Below are 22447 nucleotides of genomic sequence, written 5' to 3'. Positions count from 1 at the left end.
TTTAGAACAATAGGGAAGTAAATGCATGTCATTCATTACTTATCCACAAAATCAGACTTTAACGCGTACTGAGCGTGCCACAGCAATGGTTTTTGAAGATCAAAAATCAAGAGATTTGCTGGATCGTATTGAACAGATTGCACCAAGCGAGGCCAGCGTCCTGATTATTGGCAATACTGGGACGGGGAAAGAACTGGTTGCCCGTCAGGTGCATATGATGAGCCAGCGTAGTCGTGGTCCTTTTGTGGCAGTAAATTGTGGTGCATTTACAGAATCATTGGCGGAAAGTGAACTTTTCGGACATGAAAAAGGTGCATTTACTGGTGCGATCAATAGCAAGGCGGGTTGGTTTGAAGCGGCGAATCACGGCACATTGTTTTTGGATGAAGTCGGTGATTTATCTCCTGCGATGCAGGTGAAATTGTTACGGGTCTTGCAAGAGCGTGAAATTGTTCGCGTCGGTTCACTCAAGCCAATTAAGCTGAATGTACGTGTCATTGCCGCAACCAATGTCCATCTCGATGAGGCAGTTCAAGCTGGTAAGTTTCGTGAAGATTTATTCTATCGTCTGAATGTGGCATTGCTGAAAGTGTCACCCTTGGCAGAACGTCCAGGGGACATTCTGCCGTTGGCTAATTTTTTTATTGCCCAATATTGCAAGCGTTTGGGTTATCCCATTGCGACACTGAGTCCAAGCGCAGTTCAGAAACTATTGACCTATGGCTATCCCGGTAATATTCGAGAATTGGAAAATGCTATTCATCATGCCTTACTGGTCTGCAAGAACCATCAAATTCAACCTACGGATTTCTGCTTTGCATCCTTATCCAGTAGCCTGAATTTACGACAAATTTCTGACTTGGAAAAAAGTACGCAAACCATTCCACGAACAGATTTATTGCCTAAACAAATGTTGCAGCATGCACTTCTGAATTTATTTGAGTCCTCCCATGCCTTGAAAAATGAAAATCTTGATCGCTTGATTGAGGAAGCCACGATTCGTATTGCTTATGAATATTGCCATCGTAATCAGGTGCAAACGGCAAAGCTTTTAGGGATTAGTCGCAATATCGTGCGTGCACGATTGGTCAAATACGGCTTAGTGGGAAACGATAAAGTAGTCAATATTATGTTGGAAGAGTTATTGGGCTAGTTGTATTCAATAATCAGGTGACAGAAGTTCACCTTTTTATTGGTTGGAAATTACTTTTCTAAAAAAATAATAATCAATGATTGAAAATAAATATAATTTTTTAATCAAAAAATATTCAAAAATAATAGTTCTAAATATTTATGCTTTGCCTAATATGGTGGTACACAATTTAATAAACAGATGCAAAGTGGTGAAAGATGAGTATTCCTCAAATTAATGTGCGTAATCAATTTCGTGGTGTGGTTAAAGAGATTATTGAAGGAAGTGTAGTTTCTGAGGTGGATGTAGAAACACCTGCGGGAGTTTTTACTTCAGTGATTACGACACGATCAGTGAAAAATCTAAATTTAGAATTAGGTAGTGAAGTCATTGTTTTAATTAAGTCTACAGAAGTTGCTTTGGCAAAACTATAGGAAGTTATATCGAAAATATAGTAAAGATTGATCTTATTATATTTTTGATTTCTATTTTAGGGGGCTAAAATGACATCATTAAATGTTGGTTCAGTAAAAATTAATCATCTCAATAAATCATATGGACAGTACCAAGAACATGCCTTAACCGTATTGGATGATATTTCTTTAGAGATTAAAGCGGGGGAATTTGTCAGTATCGTTGGCAGTAGTGGCTGCGGGAAATCAACTTTATTACGTTTACTCGTCGGCTTGGATGATCAATTTGAAGGTAAGATTCTAGTCGATGGACAACCGATTCAAGGCACCAGTCTAGAGCGAGGTATTGTCTTTCAAGATCATCGATTATTTCCTTGGTTGAACGTACAAGATAACATTCGGGTTGCATTGTTAAATCGTAAATTAACGGTTGCTGAACAGAATCAGTTGATTGATGAACATATTGAATTGGTCGGTTTGACTAAGTTTAAAGACGCTTATCCAGCACAGCTTTCAGGGGGCATGAGTCAACGTGTTGCGATTGCGAGAAGTCTGATTAATCGACCTAAAATTTTGTTGCTAGATGAACCTTTTGGCGCACTAGATGCACTGACACGTGCCAATCTACAAAAGGAATTACAACGGATCTGGCAAACCGAAAAAATTACCATGATTATCGTGACGCATGATGTGGAAGAGGCGGTTTTCCTCGGTGATCGTGTTGTGGTGATGCAACCGAATCCAGGTCGAATCAAACGAATTGTTCCTGTTCATTTACCACACCCACGTGTTCGTGAAGATGTCCGACTTGCTGCGATTAGAAATGATATTTTGACTGATTTTAGTCATGCAGTCGAAGATCATTTAGTTATTCCTGTTGTTAACGATTTTAATCAGTTTCAGTTTGCTTGGTAATCCCAGGAAAGCTGAATTTTATAATCATAAAAATAAATAAATTAATATAAAAATATTGGTTCTTATATTTCACGGTTTGCATATATTTAACTAGATCACTAATTTTTGTGATTGGGGAATCATGAATAAAGCTTGATGCTTTGAAAAATATAATGAATGATCTATAGGAAAGAAAATGACCGTACTCACACAGCTTTCAGCCGCGATCGAAAATGCACCACGTTGGCATGAATACAAGAAACATAGTTTAGATACCGTGCAAATCACACCAATCGAAGGCGCATTGGGAGCAATTGTGACTGGATTAGATGCTAGCAAGCCACAAAGTGGAGAAGTGATTCTCAAGCTGAAAAAAGCGTTGCATGAACATTTAATTCTGGTTTTCAAGGCGCAAGACTTGCAAGACAATGACTTACTTGCTTTTGCCAGTTACTTTGGTGGAATTTTCCGTCCACCAACAGATGTACCTGTATTGGCAACGCGCAACGATACCAATGCACCACCTGATATAGTGCCGGTATCCAATGCGGTTGGAGAAGGTGATTATACCGGTCATGGCGAACTCACCCCGCATAGTGACCATCACTGGACACCACAGCCTTCTAGTGGATCCTTGCTTTACGCAATTGAACTTCCAAAAGATGGCGGTGCAACCAGTTGGTATAATACGGTACAAGCCTATGAAGACCTTGATCAGGAAACTAAAGATGAGATCGAAGGGCTGCAACTGATTACGTATAATCCATTTTTACGCTTAAAGGATAAAAGCCCGATTCCAAAATATCGCTTTTCTGATCAACCGATATTAGGCGCTGCATTCCCGCATCCATTAGTTCGTACCCATTCTGAAAGTGGCCGTCGTGGTATTTATCTGGATGCACAGACTGAAGTTGAAGTTGTAGGCTATGACGATCAAAAGGGTGCTGCACTGATTGAACGCTTAAGAGCGCACATTGTGCAACCTCAATATCGTTATGAACATCAGTGGGAAATTGGGGATATTGTCTATTGGGACAATCAGTTGACCTTGCACTCACGTACTGCATTTCCTGCAGAACAGCGTCGTTTATTGAAACGAGTCAGTCTAGCGGGTGCAAGACCCTTTTAAGATTTGAGCAGCCAGCATACGCTGGCTTTTTTATGGCTCTGCTTTGGCCAACTCGGCTTCAATATAACTAATAATCATGGTACTTAAACCTTTAACCATTTCATCAAAGCTAATTTGTGGATTGGGTAAGATCAAATGACGAGCGACATTGAAAATACTACTATTAATACTGATATAAGCTGTCACGCTAAGATTATTGACCTTTAGGTAACGAGGGTGGCGAATCATATACTTCATCAAGACTTCCATCAGTGCCATCTCAATTTGGCCTATATATTTTTCATATTTGAGTTCTGTCGCATAGCGTAGGCAGATCAGATAGCGGTCATCATCACGTGTAAGCAGATCACGGAAGGTATAGAAAATCATCTCAAATAAGGGCTCTAGCTCTTGTTCGATCATGATTGGTGTCAGTTCTTTTACCATGTCCAAAACTTCTTTGACGAAGGTTCTTGCCATGGCGTCATAAATTTCTTCTTTATTTTTAAAATACTCATATAAAGAGCCAACACTGACCCCTGCAATATCTGCAATATGCCGAGTGGTGGTGCCGCTGGTCCCGTTGGTTGCAACGGCAATAAAGCCTGCTTCAATAATCGTATCTACAGTCACTTTAGAACGTGACTGACGTGGTTTGCGAGTTGCCATAATGCTTTATTATTAAAATCCGAACATAACGTCAGATTAGCATGTCACTGAAAGTGAGGAAAGTGGCAATAAATTAATCCGAACAAATAAAATTACTCTCGTCGTCATATTCTTTTTTGATTTGTAATAATTCTACTTATCAGGCAGATGTTTTATATATAAACAAGGCATTTATTAAGAATTTAATTTATTTATGTTTTTGATATATATGGTTAAATTTAATTAAAAAGTGGTATTGATACACACTTAAAAATAAGAAAATTGATCTTGTATTGATCTCTTAAAGTTAAAAAATAGTTGCATAAATTACCCGAATTGAATCCGAACATAAGATCGGTTTAAAGTAATTTCATATCAGGATCAGGTTCAAAAAAATCTCCCGAATATTTTTTCAGACTTCTCAAATGAGGAGAAGGATGAAAAGAGATGAACCCGATGCAACGCATGTCAAAGGGCAAATGACGCTCAAGTGAAGTAGGTAGGTGTAGCCATGATTAGCAGCACATTAAAGAAAGGTTTAAGTTTATTTAAATCTAACCCAATAACTGAGCAAATTGATTTTGCGAGTAAAAAAAGTATTCCAATTCGTCACTTGGCCATCGGATTTGAAGGGAAACAAGTTGATCTCTCATTCTATATGAATAATCAATTCGCTACGATTTTCTTCGCGACCCTGTCAGTATTTTTAACTTATGGCGAAGACTTGGTGATTGAAACAGCACGTCACCACCGTGATCAATTGAAAGACCCGATCTTAAGACAGCGTGTGACTTCATTAATTGGTCAGGAAGCAATTCACTCCAAACTACATAATGAGTTTAATGATGCAATTGTTGAACTGGATTATCCAGTAAGACTCTATCGTTTCTTGGGTGAACAATTTTTTGATCACATTTTCTTGAAATTCCCTCAACCTTTGAAGCTGTCATTGATGGCTGGGATTGAGCATTTTACCGCTGTACTGGCAGAGTACATGATGGCGCATGAGCAGAATTTCTATTTCTCTGATGATGCGAAAACACGTGCACTATGGATGTGGCATATGCTTGAAGAATCAGAGCATAAAGATGTTGCCTATGATGTCTATCAAACACTGAATGGTAACTATGCCTTACGGATATCAGGTTTCTTGCTTGCTTATTTCACCATTCTTGGATTGATCCCATTTTCGGCAACCATGGTACCTATCTTACGTAAGCCACAAGAAATGTTGACTTCGAAATTCTGGAAAGATGCACGACGTGGTGTCAAGCTGATCTTTAGTCCGAATGATGGCGTTTTTGGAAGTACTCAGGGTCGTATTTTTGATTATTTACGCACTGATTTTCATCCAAATGATCATGATGCGACAGCTTATTTTGAATACTACGAAAAGAAACTTTTATCCGAGGGCGGTGCATTGCATCCATTCTTTGTGAAAGAGTTTACGCCTAAGGTACAAGCGGCTTAATTGTTGAATCATAGGTAAGCAATATGTTGTGAAATAAAGCTAATAAGTTGGCAAAAAAGCTCAATGTCTTATGAGCAGTTTGGTTCTTGTTGCCGTTATTTTGCTCATGCACTATGCAAATAACTATTCTCAGCTGACCCGTGTATGGGGGCATCCCAACTTAAAGTTGAAGAATTGAAGTTGTTAAAGTTGCAGAAATAATCTTATAGACAACTTTACGATTTTTGATGGATGCATTGCTGTCTGATTTTATTTTTACTCTCTCTATGGGAATTAAGACATGGTCGCTCAAGTTCTTCGAAATGTCTTCTCAGACAAACTCAGTACCAAATATCAGGGCATTATTCAAAATCTTGCGAATAAGTCACCGATTCCAATTCGCCATTTTGATTTCAAATTCAACCCAGCAGAATTGGATGAAAGATTCTTTTTAAATAAAGAGCTTGCCACCTCTTATTTTCATGCTTTATCCATCTTTCTCACTTTTGGTGAAGATGTAGTAATTGATACTGCACGTCATCATCGTGATTTTATTGAAGATCCGATTTTAAAACAACGACTCACATCTTTGATTGGACAAGAAGCGATTCATTCAAAAATCCACAATCAGTTTAATGATGAAGTCTTGAAAGAAAATGGTTATCCAGTTGAGTTGCTGCGTGCTATCGCAGGGAAAGTTTTCGAATACGGCATCTATAAACTTCCACAGTCGTTACAGCTTTCATTGATGGCAGGCATTGAACATTACACCGCTGTACTTGCCGAATTCATGATGCAGCACGAAGAATACCTGTTGGGTTCTCAAGACGAAAGACAGCGTGCCATGTGGATGTGGCACATGTTAGAAGAGTCTGAGCATAAAGATATTGCGTACGATGTCTTCCTTGAACTTTCAGGCAATTACTGGCTCAGAATCACAGGCTTCTTGTTGGCAAGCTTAACGATTCTTGGCGGGGTGTCATTGGGTGGTTATCTAATGCCGTTTGTACGTAAGCCAAGTAACCTGATTAATCCTCGTTATATGAAAGATATTGTGGAAAGCACAGCTTTACTGTTCGGTAGCGAGCGTGGCGTATTTGGAAGTAGCTTTATGCACATTCTTGAATATTTACGTCCAAGTTTTCATCCCAATGACCATGATACCACTGCGTATATGGCGTATTACAAAGAACGTTTATTAAACCCTGAAACAGGTTTATTAAGTCCTTATTTCCTTAAAGAGTTTGTACCCCCTGTACGTGTAGCAACTGCATAACTTGGTCCATATCAATACGAAAAATTGGAAAACAAAGATGAAATTATTCGGGAAAAAATCCAAGCCAAGCCAAAAAGCATTTGCTGTGGTAACTGGTGCAGGAAGTGGGATTGGTCGTAGTTTTGCACTTGAACTGGCAAAACGTGGCGGCACAGTGGTGTGTTCGGACATTAACCTTGATGCAGCAAAAGAAACGGTTAGTTTAGTTGAGGCCCTTGGAGCCAAAGCCTTTGCTGTGCAATGTGATGTGGCCAAAGAAGAGCAAGTTAATCAATTGGCAGAACAGGCCGAACAATTGATGCAGAATCCAGTCACCTTGGTGATTAATAATGCAGGGATTGGTCTAGGCGGCAAGTTTGATGAAATGTCTTCTGAAGATTGGCATTGGTGCATGAATATTAATTTATGGGGTGTGATCCACGGCTGCCGTGCTTTTGTACCGAAGTTTAAACAACTTGGACATGGTGCCATTATTAATGTGGCTTCCGCTGCATCTTATACTGCAGCACCAGAAATGACCGTCTATAACGTATCTAAAGCAGGTGTTCGCGCCTTGTCAGAAACACTTTCGGCTGAACTGCGAAAATCGAATATCAAGGTCAATGTGCTTTGTCCAACCTTAGTACCGACCAATATCATTAAAAATGGCAAAGTCCCGCATAAAGGGCTTTTGGATTATGCCTTAACTAATTTGGCTTTTACCACCAGTGACAAGGTGGCCAAACTGACCTTGGATCGTTTGGATAAAGGTGAGCTTTATACCATTCCACAAATCGATGCCAAGTTATTTTGGCTAATGAAACGTACTGCGCCGAATTTGTATGCAAAATTCTTAGGCACATCGTACCGATTTATGAAGTAATTGCCTCGGATAAAAGATTTTAAATACTGAAATAAGATGAAATTCGATTAGCAGTAGGCTTATTTCAGTTGTATGAATAAAGGATATTTTTAAATGACAGCTCAAGCAAAAAAATTAAACTCAGCTGAAGGAAAGGCTTTACCACAACACATCTATGATAGTTTTATCGTAGGCGCGGGGATTTCGGGTATTGCAACTGCAATTCGTCTTGATCAAGTGGGTTATAGCAACTACAAGATCATTGAGAAAGCGACACGCGTAGGGGGAACTTGGCGCGAAAATACCTATCCAGGTTGTGGCTGTGATGTACCATCGGCGTTGTATTCATATTCATTTGCACCAAGTGCAAAATGGAGTCATTTGTTCGCTCGTCAGCCAGAGATTCTGAGCTATTTAGAAGAAGTGAGCGAAAACTTTAACATCAGCTCAAAAATTGAATTTGGTACAGAGCTATTGAATGCAGCATGGGATAAAGAGTGTAATCTATGGGTGATTGATACCAATAAAGGTCAAAACTTATCCAGAACTGTGGTTTTTGCAACGGGTCCAATTACCGAGGCGCAAATTCCAAAACTTGAAGGGTTGGAAACCTTTAAAGGTGAAATGTTCCATTCTGCGAAATGGAACCATGATTACGATCTAACTGGCAAGCGTATTGCTGTGATTGGAACAGGAGCTTCTGCGATTCAGTTTGTTCCTCAGATTCAGCCTTTGGCGAAAGAATTGTATGTCTATCAACGTACAGCTCCTTGGGTGGTACCAAAGCCCGACACTGATTTAGGTGATGTTAGTAAAGCCTTGATTGAAAAATTCCCATTGATTCAAAAGACATGGCGTCAAACGGTTGCTCAGTCTTTAAATGCGATCAATTTTGGTTTACGTAACCCAGCAGTACTCAAGCCTGTTGGAGAGTTGGCGAAATTGATTTTACGTTTCCAAATTGAAGATCCTGAATTACGTAAAAACGTAACTCCGAACTTTACTATTGGTTGTAAACGTCTTTTATTCGCTAACAACTACTATCCAGCCTTACAGCAGCCGAATACCAAACTGATTCCACATGGATTGGTGAAAGTAGAAGGTAATACTGTGGTGTCTGCGAATGGTGAACGTCATGAAGTCGATGTGATTATTTGGGGAACAGGCTTCGAAGTATCGCATCCACCGATTGGTAAACGCGTATCAAATGAGAAAGGTGAATGTCTGAATGATCTTTGGAAAAGTAGTTCACCAGAAGCTTATTTGGGTACCAGCATTGAAAATGTCCCGAATGCTTTCTTGGTTTTAGGACCAAATGTCTTGGTGTATGACTCCTTCATTGGTTTGGCTGAAGCACAACTTGATTATATTGTGGATGGTCTACTCAAAATTAGAGACAAAGGCATCGCCAAGCTGAACATCAAGCCTGAAGTGATCAAGCATCATAATGAGCTCGTGCAAAAACATCTTAAAACTACCGTGTTTAATGCCGGTGGATGTAAGAGTTACTACTTAGATGCCAATGGCCGTAACTTTGCTGCATGGCCGTGGTCATTGAAAAAGTTAAAGCAACGTTTGAAACGTATGGACTTAAATGATTATCAAGTGACGTATCAAACTGAAAAAACTAAATAATTTTTAATTTGGTCATTAATAAGCAGTAAATTTTGTCTAGCGATGGAATTTGCTGCTTATTTTTTGCAAGATAGTAATAAAAATGGGGAATCAAAATGAAAGAAGGACAATCGAGTCGTACGGCTGAAGCAGCTGCAGCATTACGTGCCAATCATTTTCAAAATGCTGAAAATCCAGTCTTTTCCGACCCTTTTGCTTTTGAGTTAACCAGTACGGGCTGGAAGAAACTGTTAACCACTTCGTTAACTGTGAAAGTGATAAATTCATCGGTGTTTAACCGTACTTTTGGCTTATTGACTGGACAGGTGGTTGGGCGTTCACGCTACGCCGAAGATCAGCTCCAGGCAGCGATTGAGCGGGGCGTAACACAATATGTATTGATCGGGGCAGGATTAGATTCATTTATCCTGCGACAATCACAGCAGTATCCGCAGCTGAAGATTTATGAAGTTGACCATCCAGATACCCAAGCAGCAAAACAACGCAAATTACGCCAATATGGCACACTTCCAGCGAATGTTGAATTTGTTGCAATCGATTTTGAAAAAGAATCGATTGCAGATGCTTTAACAAGAAGTACCTTTAAGCAGGATCAAGCTGCATTTTTCTCATGGTTAGGGACGACTCATTATCTAGAACCAGCAACGACCTTAAATACTTTGGCAAGTATTTGTCAGATAGCAGCAGAGGGAAGTGAAGTGGTCTTGGATTACTCGGTTGACTATCGAGAGTTGGAGGGCATAGAGCGTTTAGGCACCTTGTTTGTGTCGCAATTTACTCGGTTTTTAAAAGAACCCTTAAAAGGGCAATTTAGACCAAAGACACTGCATCAGGCAGTAGAACAAATGGGGTATATCGTTACTGAGGATTTATCAGGTGATGGTTTAAGTGATCGTTATTTTCATGCACGGTCAGATCATATCCGCCATACTGTTGCAACGCATATGCTGCACTTGCGATTAATGTGAGCTTGGTTCAGTAATAAATGAGTTGATACGAAAAACCCCTTAAATCCGAACTTAAGAATTTAAGGGGCTGTTGATTAACGGCGTTGGTTATAAACAGCCAAAGCTGCAGGTAAGTTTTTACGCATATCACCAATACGTTGAGTATTTGATGGGTGAGTTGATAAGAATGAACCACCACCAGCGCCATCTAAACGATTCATTTTTTCCCATAGACTAATTGCTGCATTCGGGTTATAGCCTGCTTTCGCCATGAGCATTAAACCACCATAATCGGCACGGCTCTCTAAATTACGTGAGTATGGTAAGCCGATCCCCACTTGACTGCCTAAATCGATTGCTGCGCTGCCTAGATCACCTATGCTGCTACCTGCATACGATTTACCAATGCCAATCGCAAGATTTGTTAAAGCTTGAGCACCAATTTTACTTTTGGCATGTTCTTCGAGCGCATGGGTCATTTCATGGCCCATTACCGCAGCAATTTCATCATTGGTTAAATTAAGCTTGTTCACAATCCCTGTATAGAAAACAACTTTACCACCTGGTGCTACATAGGCATTAACAGTATCCGATTTGAGTACTGCAAGTTGCCATTGAAAACGTTGACCAGTCTGGTTCATTTGATCAGCATACGGTTTTAAGCGATTAAATACAGTATTGATACGCTGATAAGTACTTGAACTACTATCCAGTTGGTTCTTAGCACGTGCTTCTTGCGTCATTTTTGCGAAGCTCTGTGCAGATTGAGCATTTAAAGTTGCGCTATCTGCGCCAGCCATGTCCGCGAAAGATGCGCAGCCAGAAATTGTCATTACGGTCATAGCACAAAGGCTTAAAGCTAATTTCTTCATACTTATTCTCTCCAAATCAGTATCTTATGAATATAGTCTTGATTAGGGTGGATTATAGAAAATGTTGGCAGCAGTTAATATTCTGAATATCTCTATAATCATTGTAATTATGTAATCAGTAAGGCTTATTCTTTGTTAAAAAATGAAAGCCAGTGACGAGCACTGGCTTTGTTTAAGAGTTAATTCGATCTTAGATCAAATTAGTCTTCGTCATCGTATTCTTCTTCTGTAAAATTATTTTCTTCTAAAGAAGCATCAAAAATTAAGATAGCTTTACCATCAGTTTGAATCATACCTTGATCTTCAAGTGTCTTGAGGACACGTCCAACCATTTCGCGAGAGCAACCCACGATACGACCAATCTCTTGGCGGGTGATACGAATCTGACGACCATTTGGCAAAATCATTGCTTCAGGTTGAGCCGATAAGTCAATTAAACAACGCGCAATACGACCTGATACATCAATGAAGGCTAGATCAGTGACTTTACGTGTTGTATTTTTAAGACGACGGACCAGTTGAGCAAACACAGCGTAACTTAGATCTGGGTATTGTTTACTTAACTCGTGGAAATTGTCGTAAGAGATTTCTGCAATTTCACAGACATCTCGTGTACGTACTTCTGCAGTACGTTGAGGGTTCTTTTCAAAAAGCCCCATTTCACCAAAAAAATCGCCTGGGTTTAGGTAGGCAACTACAATTTCACGTTCGTCATCTTCACGTAAGATAATTGACACTGAACCTTTTAATATTAAATACAGTGATTTTGATTCCGTTCCAGCGTCAACAATCGTGGTGCGTTTAGGGTATCTATTAATATGAGCACGTTTTAGCAAAGCTTTAACTGATTCAGGTAGTTGACCTGGAGATAAAGCATCAGTGCTAAGTTGTGAAAAATTTGAAGTCATGCTTAAAATTTCCGAATTTGGATAAAACCGATCGCACAGGCCCTTGGTAGAGCCTTTTCTACACAGAAGAGATGAAATTCCTTATCAACTCATTTTATGTTAGTGTACAAGAACAGAGTAAATTTATAACGTTTTTCGGGTAGTTGCAATGCAAACAAGTGTACATTGGTTAGAGAATGTTGCTTTTGAGGCAAAATCAGAAAGTGGCCACACTTTGGTGATGGATGGTTCTGCTGAATATGGGGGTGAAAACCGTGGTCCACGTCCTATGGAATTGATTTTAATGGGACTTGGTGGGTGTGCTTCGTTTGATATTGTGACCATTTTAAAGAAATCTCGCCAAGATGTGACGGATGTTGTATGTCAGCTCAAAGCTGAAAGAGCAGACTCCATTCCTGCAGTGTTCACTAAAATCCATTTGCATTTCGTGGTGACAGGTAAAGCAGTGAAAAGTAAGCAAGTTGAAAAAGCTGTTGAACTCTCTGCAGAAAAATATTGTTCAGCCAGTAAAATGCTTTCAGATGGCGGTGTTGAAATTACTCATGATTTTGAAATTGTTGAAGCTGCTTAAACAATAAATTATTAAGTTTTTCTAAAAAGTGATCTATTTTTATAGATCACTTTTCTTTATAAGCTTTTCTTTTTATTTTAGAAATAATTGTGGATCTACTCGCGCATTATTCAGGCTCATTCCCCAGTGTAAATGTGGTCCAGTGACTCGACCGGTTTTACCAACCAATCCCAGTGTTTCACCCTGATGAATCTGCTGTCCCTTTACGACATTAATTTTACTCAAATGACAGAACATACTGATTAAGCCTTGGCCATGATCAATCAGTACCGTATTGCCATTAAAGAAATAGTTTCCTGTTTGTACGACGACCCCATCAGCAGGCGCTACTACTTTTTGTCCAACAGGCGCAGGAATGTCTAAACCGGAGTGAGGAGCTCGTTCTTCGCCATTGAAAAAGCGTTTTCTGCCAAATGAATTACTAAATTTACCTGCCGTAGGTCGAATAAAGTTAGGAAACTGGGTCCAGTGGCTTTGGGAAAAAGAGCTATAAATATCATTTTGCTCTTTTGCTTCTTGAGCATAACGGTCGAGTTGATCTTGACTAGGATTGACATAGTCTTGGTTTTTAACCGTTAAACGTTGTTCGGCATATTGATAAGGCTTTACTTCGATTTGAATTGGTGTGGTATTGCTTGTTAAGGTCAAGCCACCTAAGGGAGCGGAAAGTGGAATGCCAAACACGGCATAGCGTTGTGTCCCTTGTTGTGTAATCAAGACGGGTTTTTGTTCATAAAAAACTTGTGTGGTGTTTGCTGGAAGCGGGATCACAGCAACACCACCAGCACGTCTTGAGTCCTGTGGTAGTTGTGCAAAAGTAGCATGAAGTGGAAGCAGGGAAGCAACACTGAGCAAAATTGTTTTTAGAGACATGATGGGCATTTTTAATTGAAGCAAAGGGTTAAACTAAAAGGTTCACCTTAAAATCACAATAAGGATTTTGTGCAAAACCGAATAGACAGAAAAATTATACAAAATATACTTGAAATGGATCGTTTATACACCCATATTAATACTGAGTTTTATTTCTTTAATTTTTTATAAAATATTGAAAAATATATAAATTTTATTTGAAATTTTAAAAAGCGTTCCCATCTAAGTGATAAGTTAAGAATTTGTTGTGAGGAATAACAAGAATGCGATTTGAAAAATTTACAAACCGTTTACAGCAAGCACTCTCAGACGCGCAATCATTGGCAATGGGTCAGGATCATACTGCGATTGCAGGGATTCATATTTTGTCGACTCTTTTGAAAGAACCTGCCAATCTGAGTTTATTGCAACAAGCGGGCGCACGTTTACCAGAGTTAAAGCAAAAACTTGAACAAGCGTTAGAGAATGCACCAACGTTGGCGAATCCTACTGGTGATATCAATTTGAATCCTGAAGCGGTAAAGGCACTGAATTTAGCTGACCGCTATGCACAAAAAGCAGGTGATGAATTTTTATCAACCGATTGGGTGTTGTTGGGGCTGACAGAAACAGGTGAAACCAAAAGCATTTTAAATAGTGTTGGTGTAACACCAGAAAGCTTACGCAAAGTAATTGAAAATATTCGAGGAAATGACAAAGTTATGAGCAATAATCACGAAGATCAACGTGACTCACTCAATAAATATACCATTGACTTAACTGAGCGTGCTTTAGCGGGCAAGCTCGATCCTGTGATTGGTCGTGATGATGAAATTCGTCGTACCATTCAGGTTTTATCACGTCGTACCAAAAACAATCCTGTCCTGATTGGTGAACCAGGGGTAGGTAAAACCGCAATTGTGGAAGGTTTAGCACAACGTATCGTCAATGGTGAAGTGCCTGAAGGCTTGAAGAATAAGCGTGTACTGTCATTAGACTTGGGCTCATTGCTTGCAGGTGCAAAATATCGTGGTGAGTTTGAAGAGCGTTTAAAAGCGGTTCTCAAAGACCTTGCTAAACATGAAGGTGAGATCATCCTGTTTATTGATGAGTTACATACTCTCGTCGGTGCTGGTAAGGGTGATGGCGCAATGGATGCAGGTAATATGTTGAAACCTGCTTTAGCGCGTGGTGAATTGCGCTGTGTGGGTGCAACAACATTGGATGAATATCGTCAATACATCGAGAAAGATGCCGCACTTGAACGCCGTTTCCAAAAAGTGCTCGTTGATGAGCCGAGTGTAGAAGATACTATTGCGATCTTACGTGGTCTAAAAGAAAAATATGCAACCCATCATGGGGTGCAAATTTTAGACTCAGCCATTATTGCTGCGGCGAAAATGTCACATCGTTATATCACGGATCGTCAATTACCTGACAAGGCTATTGATCTGATTGATGAAGCGGCATCGCGGATCAAAATGGAAATCGACTCCAAACCTGAAGCTCTGGATAAACTTGATCGTCGATTAATCCAACTGAAAATGCAATTGGAAGCGGTGAAAAAAGATGAAGATGCTGGTAGTAAAGCCGAGGTCAATCATCTTGAACATCAAATTGCTGAAAAGCAAAAAGAGTACAACGATCTAGAAGAGATCTGGAAAGCTGAAAAAACGCTGGTTGAAGGTGATAAAAAAGCACAAGTTGAACTGGATCAAGCACGTGTTGCTTTAGAAAAAGCAAAACGAGAAGGTGATTTGGCGGAAGCTGCACGTTTGCAATATGGCGTGATTCCAGAGTTACAGAAACGCTTGGAACAAGCCGAGGTTGCTGAGGAAAATGAAGAGCCGAAACTGATTCGTACCAAAGTGACTGAGAATGAAATTGCTGAAGTGGTCAGTGCGGCAACTGGTATCCCAGTGGCGAAAATGTTGCAGGGTGAACGTGAAAAACTGCTGAATATGGAAGAGTTCTTGCATAACCGTGTGGTTGGACAAGATGAAGCAGTGGTTGCTGTTTCCAATGCGGTCCGTCGTTCACGTGCGGGCTTATCTGACCCGAATCGTCCAAGTGGCTCATTCTTGTTCCTTGGACCAACAGGTGTGGGTAAAACTGAGTTGACTAAAGCATTGGCAAACTTCTTGTTTGACAGTGATGACGCGATGATCCGTATTGATATGTCTGAGTTCATGGAAAAACATTCGGTCAGTCGTTTGGTCGGTGCGCCTCCGGGCTATGTTGGTTATGAAGAAGGTGGTGTGCTCACTGAAGCTGTACGCCGTAAACCTTACAGTGTGGTGTTATTTGATGAGGTGGAAAAAGCGCATCCAGATGTATTTAACATCCTGCTACAGGTGTTAGATGATGGGCGCTTAACCGACTCGCAAGGTCGTGTGATCGACTTTAAAAATACGGTGATTGTGATGACCTCGAACCTTGGTTCACAAGATGTGCGTGAACTGGGTGAAGGCGCAACCGATGACGAGGTTCGTGCTGTGGTTATGAATGCTGTTACACAGCATTTCCGTCCAGAGTTTATTAACCGTATTGATGAGTTGGTGGTTTTCCATTCACTGCAAAAGGCACAAATTCGTGGTATTGCGGATATTCAGTTAGATCGTTTACGTTCACGTTTGAGCGATCGTGATATGGGCTTAACTGTGGATGATAGCGCTTTTGATCTATTGATCGATGCTGGTTTTGACCCTGTATACGGTGCACGTCCATTAAAACGTGCGATTCAGCAACAAGTGGAGAATAACTTGGCTCAGAAAATCTTATCTGGGGAATTCCAGCCGGGGGATAACATTTTAATCAAAGGTGAAAGTGGTCATCTGGTCTTTGATAAAATGAAACTGAGTTAAGCGAAATTTGAACGTTTGGCTAAAAAGATGGTGATGAAAATCACCATCTTTTTTTGTATCAGTGCAACTGGTCAGATTTTTGCAGGAATATTACCAATAACATTGCGACTTTGTGAAAAACTTGATAGTTTCGGAACAAATAAGAAAAAAATTCAGGATGAATTGCAATGGAAAAGAACAGACATCATTGCACAAATGCTTGTGTAATTTTGTTGATGACTGCCTTATCTTCAATGGTGCATGCCGCACAACCATTGAGTGAAGGGACGCTCGCCTTACAAACTGCTATGCTGAATAATGCACTTCCCAGTATTCTCATTAAAGCGCAACAAGATGCCTTAAAGCCTGAAGAAGAACGTTGGCGTTCACAACGGATCTTGAGTGATAAATACTTGGGTGATATTCGTGTCAGTACGATCTTAGGAGGCGTTTTATCACCTCATGAAGAGCAGAAGAAAGTGTTGGCTGTTGATAATCGAGATAAGCGGGCTGCGACCATCAAACCACATGAACAGCCACCTGATCGCTACATGATTTATGAGTTCGAGTCAGGCAATGTTCATGTGACTTATAACGATGACGTAAAAGCCGAGCTAGTGATTAAATAGCAGGGTGTTGAATTTTCCAAGCACGATGAATTTTTTGATTCCGTTTAAAATCTGGACCAATCGTTTCAGAGGTGATTTCTTCAACCTGATACATCGCCTCAATTTCTTCATCTAACTCAAATCCACGATAGTTATTTGAGAAGTATAGGGTTCCATCACTGGTTAAGCGATTCATGGCACGTTTAAGAAGTGAAACGTGGTCACGTTGTACGTCGAAGGTTCCATAGAACTTCTTTGAGTTCGAGAAGGTTGGTGGGTCAATGAAAATCAAGTCATATTGCTCATGACCTTCTTTTAGCCATTCAAAGCAATCACTTGCAAAGAACATATGCTGTTCATCTGCATGATCGACAGTCAAACCATTGAGTACAAAGTTTTCTTTCGACCAATTTAAGTAAGTATTGGATAAATCGACACTGGTCGTACTTGCTGCACCACCTAAAGCGGCATGTAGACTTGCTGTAGAAGTGTAGCTATAAAGATTTAAGAAATGCTTGCCTCGCGCTTCTTTGGCAATTCTTAAACGCATCTGACGATGGTCCAAGAATAACCCCGTATCCAAATAATCAGTCAAATTTACCAAGATACGTGCTTTGCCTTCCTGAACGATAAAACGTTTAGAGGCAGTACTCTGTTTCGTGTATTGGTTTGCACCTGCTTGTTTTGCACGTGTTTTAATAAAGATGGCATCACGACCTAAACCGGTCACAGCACGGATGGCAGCAAGAGCAAGGTTGAAACGTTTTTTTGCTTTTTCTGGATCAATGGTTTTTGGTGGCGCGTATTCTTGAACATGCAAACGATCGCCATATAAGTCGACTGCGACGTTAAAGTCAGGCAAATCGGCATCATATAAACGTAAACAGAAGACATTTTCTTTGACTGCCCATTTTTTCAATGTTTGCATATTTTTTTGCAAGCGATTGGTAAAGTCTTCGGCACCTTCAATTTTTTCAAACTGTTGTGGCTGCCAAGTGGCAAGGAAAGGTTGTGTCACTGTTGCAGGTTTAACGGTACCAAAACGGATATAAATTGGTAATTTACCATTCATTAAACGTAAGGTTTGAGGATCGTTAATAGCAAGTACATCTGCTTGTTCAATTTGTGCCGCAATGACAGCCACAGACTGATTTGGGAAATTCTTTTGTAACAGTCCAGATAAACCTAGATAAAATGCACGACTAGAGGCTTTATCACCTAAACGTTCGCCATAAGGAGGATTTGTAACGATAAATGCTTTTTTACCTTCGGCATGGAAGTTATCCCAATCGGCCAAGGTACGTTCTTCAATCTGAATTTGATCAAGTAATTTTTCGAAACCAGCCGCAATGATGTTTTGACGCGTTGCTTTTACGGCTTCCCAATCAGCATCATAAGCATAGAATTTAGGTAGTGGCTGTTCTAAAGCCTTTTCATGACGTTCAGCAGCTTCAGCTTTTAATCTTAACCAAAGTTCATGGTCATGACCATGCCAACCATTAAAGCCAAAACGACGCACTAAGCCTGGTGCACGGTCTGTTAAAATGAGTAGAGATTCGATAATAAATGTGCCTGAACCACACATTGGGTCAAGAATAATATCTGGTTGGTATTTTGATAATTGGGCTTTTTGTAGAATCGCTGCTGCCAAGTTTTCTTTAATGGGTGCATCGGTCATATAGCGTCGGTAGCCGCGCTTATGTAAAGAATCACCAGATAAGTCTAAGCAATAAGTATGTTCAGTTTTACCTGCTAGAGCGTATAGGGTAATTTCAGGCTGCTTGATATCAATGCTCGGACGCTTACCAACGGCTTCCATAAAGGAATCCACTACACCATCTTTAACTCGTAGGGTCGCGAACTGTGTATTGACCTTGATTTCACGTTCAACATGTAAGCGGACTGCAAAGGTACTTTGTGGTGCAAAAATCAGTGACCAGTCAAAGCTAATCGCGCCTTCATAGAGTTCTTCAGCTACATCACGTGCATCATGGGTATGTTCAAGTTCATGGGTATGAATCGGTAAAAGCACGCGAGAGGCAAGGCGTGACCACATACAAACCCGATATGCATTTTCAAGTGTGCCTTTAAACACTAAACGCCCAGCAAAACGTTGGATATTTTGAATGCCTAAATCTTCAAGCTCTTGTTGTAATAAGGTTTCAAGCCCGTCTGCACAGGTCACCCAATAGTCTGTTAGACGTTGTTTAGCATTCATTCAAATTTCCAAAAACATTTTTAGCAATCGCATATTTTAACTGATTTTTGCTTGCTCTGTCGGTGCATATTTGTGTGATTGTCAGCTTTATTCTGCATTAATCGATATTTTTTGAATAATTTTATCTGTGTTTGGGTGATTCAAAAATGTGATCAAGTGCATTTTTATTTTTTATTTTAATAGTTGGTACAGCTTTTGCTTTTCTCTTGATGAATTATCAGTAAATATTTCTCCCAATGATGTGAGGACTTTATGAAAGAAAGCATGAATAACGAAGTATTGGTCAATGCTGAAGCTTTTACGATTGCAACTCAAATGTATGTCCGTTTAAGACGTGTCTGTGGTCGTGTGATCGATGTAATGTATCTCGTTAACAATAAAGATTATGCCAAGCATGTGCTGGATATCGCCTTAACAACTCAGGACCCAGAGTTGGAACGTTTTGTACATCGTTTAAGCCCATTGATTGATTTATATCCTGAGCCAAATCCATTGGTGGTGGAGACAAAAACTGCGACTGAGAAACAACCGGCTGAGATTTTGGAAACTTATTCCATGGAAGTTACCGATGAAGAAATTTATCAAGCACAGGTACATCATCACTATATTGGTGCATTAAGGTAAATTATAAGTCATTAAAAAATAGAATATTAAAAGGATGTAGAGATGATGCTTACATCCTTATCTTTATTTTGGAGTATTTGTATTGGATCAATATTCAGAATCTATGTTCTGATATTGAATAAAAATAAGATCATGGAAAAGATCTAAAAGATTTTTACTTAAGTGCTGAAAAGTTCAACTGCGAATGAAATCCAAAGTCTGTATAATGCGTTAACTTAACGTGTTAGGAATCTCTTATGCACTTGGCGGCATTGCATACTTTGAGTCAGATCCAGCTCAATCAACAAGGAAATCTCAAGCACTTTTTAACAATTGAAGGTCTTTCTAAAGAAACCTTAACCAAGATTCTAGATACAGCGCAAAGCTTTTTAGATGAAAATAATAACTTGATCAATCGTCCGTTGCTTGAAGGACTGACGGTGATGAATCTTTTCTTTGAAAACTCCACTCGTACCCGTACTACGTTTGAGGCTGCAGCAAAGCGTTTGTCTGCCAATGTCTTAAATATTGATATTGCACGTTCAAGCACCTCTAAAGGTGAAACGCTACGTGATACGCTTTGGAATTTGGAAGCGATGGCAGCAGATATCTTCGTGGTACGTCATTCATCTTCTGGTGCAGCACACTTTATTGCCAAAGATGTGTGCCCTAAAGTTGCCATTATCAATGCAGGTGATGGTCGTCATGCGCATCCTACCCAAGCCATGCTGGATATGTTGACCATCCGTCGTGAGACCAAAAAGCCTTTTGAAGAATTAACGGTTGCGATTATTGGGGACATTAAACATTCGCGTGTTGCGCGCTCGAATGTGGCGGCATTGCAAACATTGGGTTGTAAAGACATTCGTGTGATTGCGCCAAATACCTTATTGCCAGTGGCCTTTGATGAATATGGCGAACATGTACGTCTGTTTAACAAAATGGATGAAGGCGTAAAAGACTGTGATGTGATTATTGCCTTACGTATTCAAAATGAACGTATTGATTCACCTGCATTATCTTCACAAGCTGAATTCTATAAAATGTACGGCTTAAACAAAGAGCGTTTAGCTTTGGCTAAGCCTGATTGCATCGTGATGCATCCGGGGCCAATGAACCGTGGAGTTGAAATTGATTCAAGCGTTGCTGATGGTGATCAATCTGTTATTTTGAAGCAAGTCACCAATGGTATTGCAGTTCGTATGGCAGTGTTGGCACTTGCGATGCAAGGGCAGTTACAAGAACAAGGTTTAATTGAAGCGGTTGCGCTGTAAAGGATAGATCACATGAGTATTGTAAAAATTGAAAATGTCCGTGTGCTCGATCCAATTCAAAAAACTGATCAAGTCAAAACGGTATATATCGAAAACGGTAAGTTGGTTGATGCAATAGATCAAGTCGATGAAACGATTGATGGCCAAGGCAAATGGTTAATGCCAACCATGGTTGATCTTTGTGCACGTCTACGTGAACCAGGGCAACAACAGCATGGAACCTTAAAGTCAGAAGGTAAAGCGGCGCGTGCCAATGGTATTTTGCATGTGATAACACCACCTGATTCAAAACCAATTGTTCAAGATAATGGCGCTTTAATTCATGGCTTGATTGAAAAAGCACAATTGGATGGCGGCATTTATCTACAAATTATCGGTGCGCAGACTCAAGGTCTGAATGGCAAACAACCTGCCAATATGGCGGGATTGAAGAAGGGTGGATGTACAGCGGTTTCAAATGCCAATGCAAGCTTTGAAAATGATGATGTGGTCATTCGTACTCTGGAATATGCAGCAGGTTTGGGCTTGACGGTCGTGTTCTATGCAGAAGAACCACAAATTGCCAAAGATGGCTGTGCACACGAAGGCTTTATTGCTTCTCGTCAAGGTTTACCCATGATTCCTGCGATTGCTGAAACTGTTGCGATTGCCAAATACTTGATCATGATTGAAGCAACTGGCGTGAAAGCACACTTTGGTTTGTTGTCTTGTGGTGCTTCGGTTGATTTGATCCGTGCAGCAAAAGCCAAAGGTTTACCTGTCACTGCCGATGTTGCAATGCATCAGTTACATCTAACTGAGCAACTGACCGATGGTTTTAACTCACTTGCCCATGTACGCCCACCGTTACGTTCTGAGCAAGATAAAGCATTATTGCGCCAAGGTGTGAAAGAAGGCGTGATTGATGCAATCTGTACCCATCATGAACCCCTTAGTAGCTCAGCGAAAATGGCTCCATTTGCTGAAACACAGCCAGGGATTACTGCTTTTGATACCTATGTCGGTTTAGGTGTGCAGTTGATTCAAGAAGGTGTGTTTGAACCTTTGGAATGGGTGGAGAAAGTCACCTCTATTCCAGCACAAGTGGCCAATATGACGGATCGTTGGTTGCAAGAAGCCGGTTGGGTTTTGATTGATCCAGAACTACAGTGGACGGTGTCTAAAGACAGCATCCTGTCTCAAGGTAAAAATACGCCATTACTTGGTCAACAGCTGACAGGTAAGGTGATGACGACCTTCGCATAAATGATATGCAAACGGCAGAATAGGGCGATCAAGTCTTATTCTGCTTTGTAAAGTGTGATGTAGATATTGTATTTAAATTTTACAAAGCTGATAAAAATAAAAAAATTAG

The 22447-nt window shown here is 40.2% G+C and carries 21 protein-coding genes; 16 read left to right on the top strand and 5 right to left on the bottom strand.

Annotated features, from left to right (window positions below):
• The first annotated feature begins 25 nt into the window (after positions 1 to 25).
• The 4 genes from F902_RS14275 (at position 26) to F902_RS14260 (ending at position 3568) form a co-directional block, all read left to right on the top strand.
• Positions 26 to 1153, top strand: coding sequence for a sigma-54 interaction domain-containing protein (locus F902_RS14275; protein ID WP_005187522.1), 1128 nt, complete (start codon positions 26 to 28; stop codon positions 1151 to 1153).
• Positions 1154 to 1350: 197 nt separating this feature from the next.
• Positions 1351 to 1566 carry a TOBE domain-containing protein gene (locus tag F902_RS14270; protein ID WP_004654121.1) on the top strand — a complete coding sequence of 72 codons (216 nt, stop codon included), beginning with the start codon at positions 1351 to 1353 and terminating at the stop codon, positions 1564 to 1566.
• A 69-nt stretch (positions 1567 to 1635) separates the two neighbouring features.
• Positions 1636 to 2460 (top strand): ABC transporter ATP-binding protein, encoded by an 825-nt coding sequence (locus F902_RS14265; RefSeq protein ID WP_005204466.1) that lies wholly within the window; start codon positions 1636 to 1638, stop codon positions 2458 to 2460.
• A gap of 175 nt (positions 2461 to 2635) precedes the next feature.
• A complete protein-coding gene (locus F902_RS14260; RefSeq protein WP_005187531.1) occupies positions 2636 to 3568 on the top strand; it encodes a TauD/TfdA dioxygenase family protein in 933 nt (310 codons plus the stop codon).
• Between the two features lie 30 nt (positions 3569 to 3598).
• Here F902_RS14260 and F902_RS14255 read toward each other — a convergent pair whose 3' ends face one another.
• Positions 3599 to 4216: a TetR/AcrR family transcriptional regulator gene (locus F902_RS14255; protein ID WP_005204464.1), complete on the bottom strand. Its 618-nt coding sequence runs from the start codon at positions 4214 to 4216 to the stop codon at positions 3599 to 3601.
• A gap of 490 nt (positions 4217 to 4706) precedes the next feature.
• On the opposite strand from F902_RS14255, the gene F902_RS14250 reads away from it, so the two are divergent.
• The 5 genes from F902_RS14250 to F902_RS14230 all read left to right on the top strand — a co-directional run bounded on the left by F902_RS14250 (position 4707) and on the right by F902_RS14230 (position 10365).
• Positions 4707 to 5666, top strand: a complete 960-nt coding sequence (locus F902_RS14250) for a metal-dependent hydrolase (RefSeq protein ID WP_005204462.1) — start codon at positions 4707 to 4709, stop codon at positions 5664 to 5666.
• A 280-nt stretch (positions 5667 to 5946) separates the two neighbouring features.
• Positions 5947 to 6921: a metal-dependent hydrolase gene (locus F902_RS14245; RefSeq protein ID WP_005204460.1), complete on the top strand. Its 975-nt coding sequence runs from the start codon at positions 5947 to 5949 to the stop codon at positions 6919 to 6921.
• Positions 6922 to 6958: 37 nt separating this feature from the next.
• Positions 6959 to 7783 carry an SDR family NAD(P)-dependent oxidoreductase gene (locus F902_RS14240; protein WP_005204459.1) on the top strand — a complete coding sequence of 275 codons (825 nt, stop codon included), beginning with the start codon at positions 6959 to 6961 and terminating at the stop codon, positions 7781 to 7783.
• 93 nt (positions 7784 to 7876) lie between these two features.
• A complete protein-coding gene (locus F902_RS14235) occupies positions 7877 to 9397 on the top strand; it encodes a flavin-containing monooxygenase (protein WP_005204456.1) in 1521 nt (506 codons plus the stop codon).
• 95 nt (positions 9398 to 9492) lie between these two features.
• Complete coding sequence (locus F902_RS14230; RefSeq protein WP_005204454.1) at positions 9493 to 10365, top strand: class I SAM-dependent methyltransferase; 873 nt, start codon at positions 9493 to 9495, stop codon at positions 10363 to 10365.
• Between the two features lie 74 nt (positions 10366 to 10439).
• On the opposite strand, the gene F902_RS14225 is transcribed toward F902_RS14230, so the two are convergent.
• Both F902_RS14225 and crp read right to left on the bottom strand, forming a co-directional pair.
• A complete protein-coding gene (locus F902_RS14225) occupies positions 10440 to 11216 on the bottom strand; it encodes a M48 family metallopeptidase (protein ID WP_004806331.1) in 777 nt (258 codons plus the stop codon).
• 200 nt (positions 11217 to 11416) lie between these two features.
• The gene (crp, locus tag F902_RS14220; RefSeq protein ID WP_004806333.1) at positions 11417 to 12124 is read right to left on the bottom strand and encodes a cAMP-activated global transcriptional regulator CRP; all 708 of its coding nucleotides are present in this window, start codon (positions 12122 to 12124) and stop codon (positions 11417 to 11419) included.
• 148 nt (positions 12125 to 12272) lie between these two features.
• On the opposite strand from crp, the gene F902_RS14215 reads away from it, so the two are divergent.
• Positions 12273 to 12695 carry an OsmC family protein gene (locus tag F902_RS14215; protein WP_005204451.1) on the top strand — a complete coding sequence of 141 codons (423 nt, stop codon included), beginning with the start codon at positions 12273 to 12275 and terminating at the stop codon, positions 12693 to 12695.
• Between the two features lie 72 nt (positions 12696 to 12767).
• Here the strand turns inward: F902_RS14215 and F902_RS14210 are convergent, their stop codons facing one another.
• Positions 12768 to 13568 (bottom strand): peptidoglycan DD-metalloendopeptidase family protein, encoded by an 801-nt coding sequence (locus F902_RS14210; RefSeq protein WP_005204449.1) that lies wholly within the window; start codon positions 13566 to 13568, stop codon positions 12768 to 12770.
• Between the two features lie 263 nt (positions 13569 to 13831).
• Here F902_RS14210 and clpB point away from each other — a divergent pair, with 263 nt between their 5' ends.
• The 3 genes from clpB to F902_RS14200 are packed head-to-tail and all read left to right on the top strand — an operon-like array spanning position 13832 to position 17019.
• Positions 13832 to 16411, top strand: coding sequence for an ATP-dependent chaperone ClpB (gene clpB, locus F902_RS14205; protein WP_004806339.1), 2580 nt, complete (start codon positions 13832 to 13834; stop codon positions 16409 to 16411).
• A 27-nt stretch (positions 16412 to 16438) separates the two neighbouring features.
• Complete coding sequence (locus F902_RS22680; protein WP_017402360.1) at positions 16439 to 16618, top strand: hypothetical protein; 180 nt, start codon at positions 16439 to 16441, stop codon at positions 16616 to 16618.
• Positions 16579 to 17019, top strand: a complete 441-nt coding sequence (locus tag F902_RS14200; RefSeq protein WP_004806342.1) for a hypothetical protein — start codon at positions 16579 to 16581, stop codon at positions 17017 to 17019. The genes F902_RS22680 and F902_RS14200 overlap by 40 nt, the downstream gene beginning before the upstream one ends.
• Here the strand turns inward: F902_RS14200 and rlmKL are convergent.
• A complete protein-coding gene (gene rlmKL, locus F902_RS14195; RefSeq protein ID WP_005204447.1) occupies positions 17012 to 19216 on the bottom strand; it encodes a bifunctional 23S rRNA (guanine(2069)-N(7))-methyltransferase RlmK/23S rRNA (guanine(2445)-N(2))-methyltransferase RlmL in 2205 nt (734 codons plus the stop codon). The two genes, F902_RS14200 and rlmKL, sit on opposite strands and share 8 nt — an antisense overlap.
• 252 nt (positions 19217 to 19468) lie before the next feature.
• Here rlmKL and F902_RS14190 point away from each other — a divergent pair, with 252 nt between their 5' ends.
• From F902_RS14190 to F902_RS14180, 3 genes are all read left to right on the top strand, one after another.
• Positions 19469 to 19840 carry a hypothetical protein gene (locus F902_RS14190; RefSeq protein ID WP_004806346.1) on the top strand — a complete coding sequence of 124 codons (372 nt, stop codon included), beginning with the start codon at positions 19469 to 19471 and terminating at the stop codon, positions 19838 to 19840.
• Between the two features lie 236 nt (positions 19841 to 20076).
• Positions 20077 to 21093, top strand: a complete 1017-nt coding sequence (locus tag F902_RS14185; protein WP_005204445.1) for an aspartate carbamoyltransferase catalytic subunit — start codon at positions 20077 to 20079, stop codon at positions 21091 to 21093.
• Between the two features lie 12 nt (positions 21094 to 21105).
• The gene (locus F902_RS14180) at positions 21106 to 22338 is read left to right on the top strand and encodes a dihydroorotase (RefSeq protein ID WP_005204443.1); all 1233 of its coding nucleotides are present in this window, start codon (positions 21106 to 21108) and stop codon (positions 22336 to 22338) included.
• Positions 22339 to 22447: the final 109 nt, after the last annotated feature.

It is taken from the genome of Acinetobacter higginsii (genome assembly GCF_000369525.1).
GTDB classification, from domain to species: domain Bacteria; phylum Pseudomonadota; class Gammaproteobacteria; order Pseudomonadales; family Moraxellaceae; genus Acinetobacter; species Acinetobacter higginsii.
Note: the sequence above shows the minus strand (reverse complement) of the source record. Positions and strands in the feature narration are given on the sequence as shown.

Bases quoted from the DNA above. Each gene is read 5' to 3' on its own strand.
- F902_RS14245 (WP_005204460.1), top strand. From the start codon at position 5,947: ATGGTCGCTCAAGTTCTTCGAAATGTCTTCTCAGACAAACTCAGTACC.
- F902_RS14210 (WP_005204449.1), bottom strand. From the start codon at position 13,568: ATGTCTCTAAAAACAATTTTGCTCAGTGTTGCTTCCCTGCTTCCACTT.
- crp (WP_004806333.1), bottom strand. From the start codon at position 12,124: ATGACTTCAAATTTTTCACAACTTAGCACTGATGCTTTATCTCCAGGT.
- clpB (WP_004806339.1), top strand. From the start codon at position 13,832: ATGCGATTTGAAAAATTTACAAACCGTTTACAGCAAGCACTCTCAGAC.
- F902_RS14250 (WP_005204462.1), top strand. From the start codon at position 4,707: ATGATTAGCAGCACATTAAAGAAAGGTTTAAGTTTATTTAAATCTAAC.
- F902_RS14215 (WP_005204451.1), top strand. From the start codon at position 12,273: ATGCAAACAAGTGTACATTGGTTAGAGAATGTTGCTTTTGAGGCAAAA.
- F902_RS14235 (WP_005204456.1), top strand. From the start codon at position 7,877: ATGACAGCTCAAGCAAAAAAATTAAACTCAGCTGAAGGAAAGGCTTTA.
- F902_RS14260 (WP_005187531.1), top strand. From the start codon at position 2,636: ATGACCGTACTCACACAGCTTTCAGCCGCGATCGAAAATGCACCACGT.
- F902_RS14225 (WP_004806331.1), bottom strand. From the start codon at position 11,216: ATGAAGAAATTAGCTTTAAGCCTTTGTGCTATGACCGTAATGACAATT.
- F902_RS22680 (WP_017402360.1), top strand. From the start codon at position 16,439: ATGGTGATGAAAATCACCATCTTTTTTTGTATCAGTGCAACTGGTCAG.
- F902_RS14190 (WP_004806346.1), top strand. From the start codon at position 19,469: ATGAAAGAAAGCATGAATAACGAAGTATTGGTCAATGCTGAAGCTTTT.
- F902_RS14200 (WP_004806342.1), top strand. From the start codon at position 16,579: ATGGAAAAGAACAGACATCATTGCACAAATGCTTGTGTAATTTTGTTG.
- F902_RS14255 (WP_005204464.1), bottom strand. From the start codon at position 4,216: ATGGCAACTCGCAAACCACGTCAGTCACGTTCTAAAGTGACTGTAGAT.
- F902_RS14180 (WP_005204443.1), top strand. From the start codon at position 21,106: ATGAGTATTGTAAAAATTGAAAATGTCCGTGTGCTCGATCCAATTCAA.
- F902_RS14185 (WP_005204445.1), top strand. From the start codon at position 20,077: ATGCACTTGGCGGCATTGCATACTTTGAGTCAGATCCAGCTCAATCAA.
- F902_RS14270 (WP_004654121.1), top strand. From the start codon at position 1,351: ATGAGTATTCCTCAAATTAATGTGCGTAATCAATTTCGTGGTGTGGTT.
- rlmKL (WP_005204447.1), bottom strand. From the start codon at position 19,216: ATGAATGCTAAACAACGTCTAACAGACTATTGGGTGACCTGTGCAGAC.
- F902_RS14230 (WP_005204454.1), top strand. From the start codon at position 9,493: ATGAAAGAAGGACAATCGAGTCGTACGGCTGAAGCAGCTGCAGCATTA.
- F902_RS14265 (WP_005204466.1), top strand. From the start codon at position 1,636: ATGACATCATTAAATGTTGGTTCAGTAAAAATTAATCATCTCAATAAA.
- F902_RS14275 (WP_005187522.1), top strand. From the start codon at position 26: ATGTCATTCATTACTTATCCACAAAATCAGACTTTAACGCGTACTGAG.
- F902_RS14240 (WP_005204459.1), top strand. From the start codon at position 6,959: ATGAAATTATTCGGGAAAAAATCCAAGCCAAGCCAAAAAGCATTTGCT.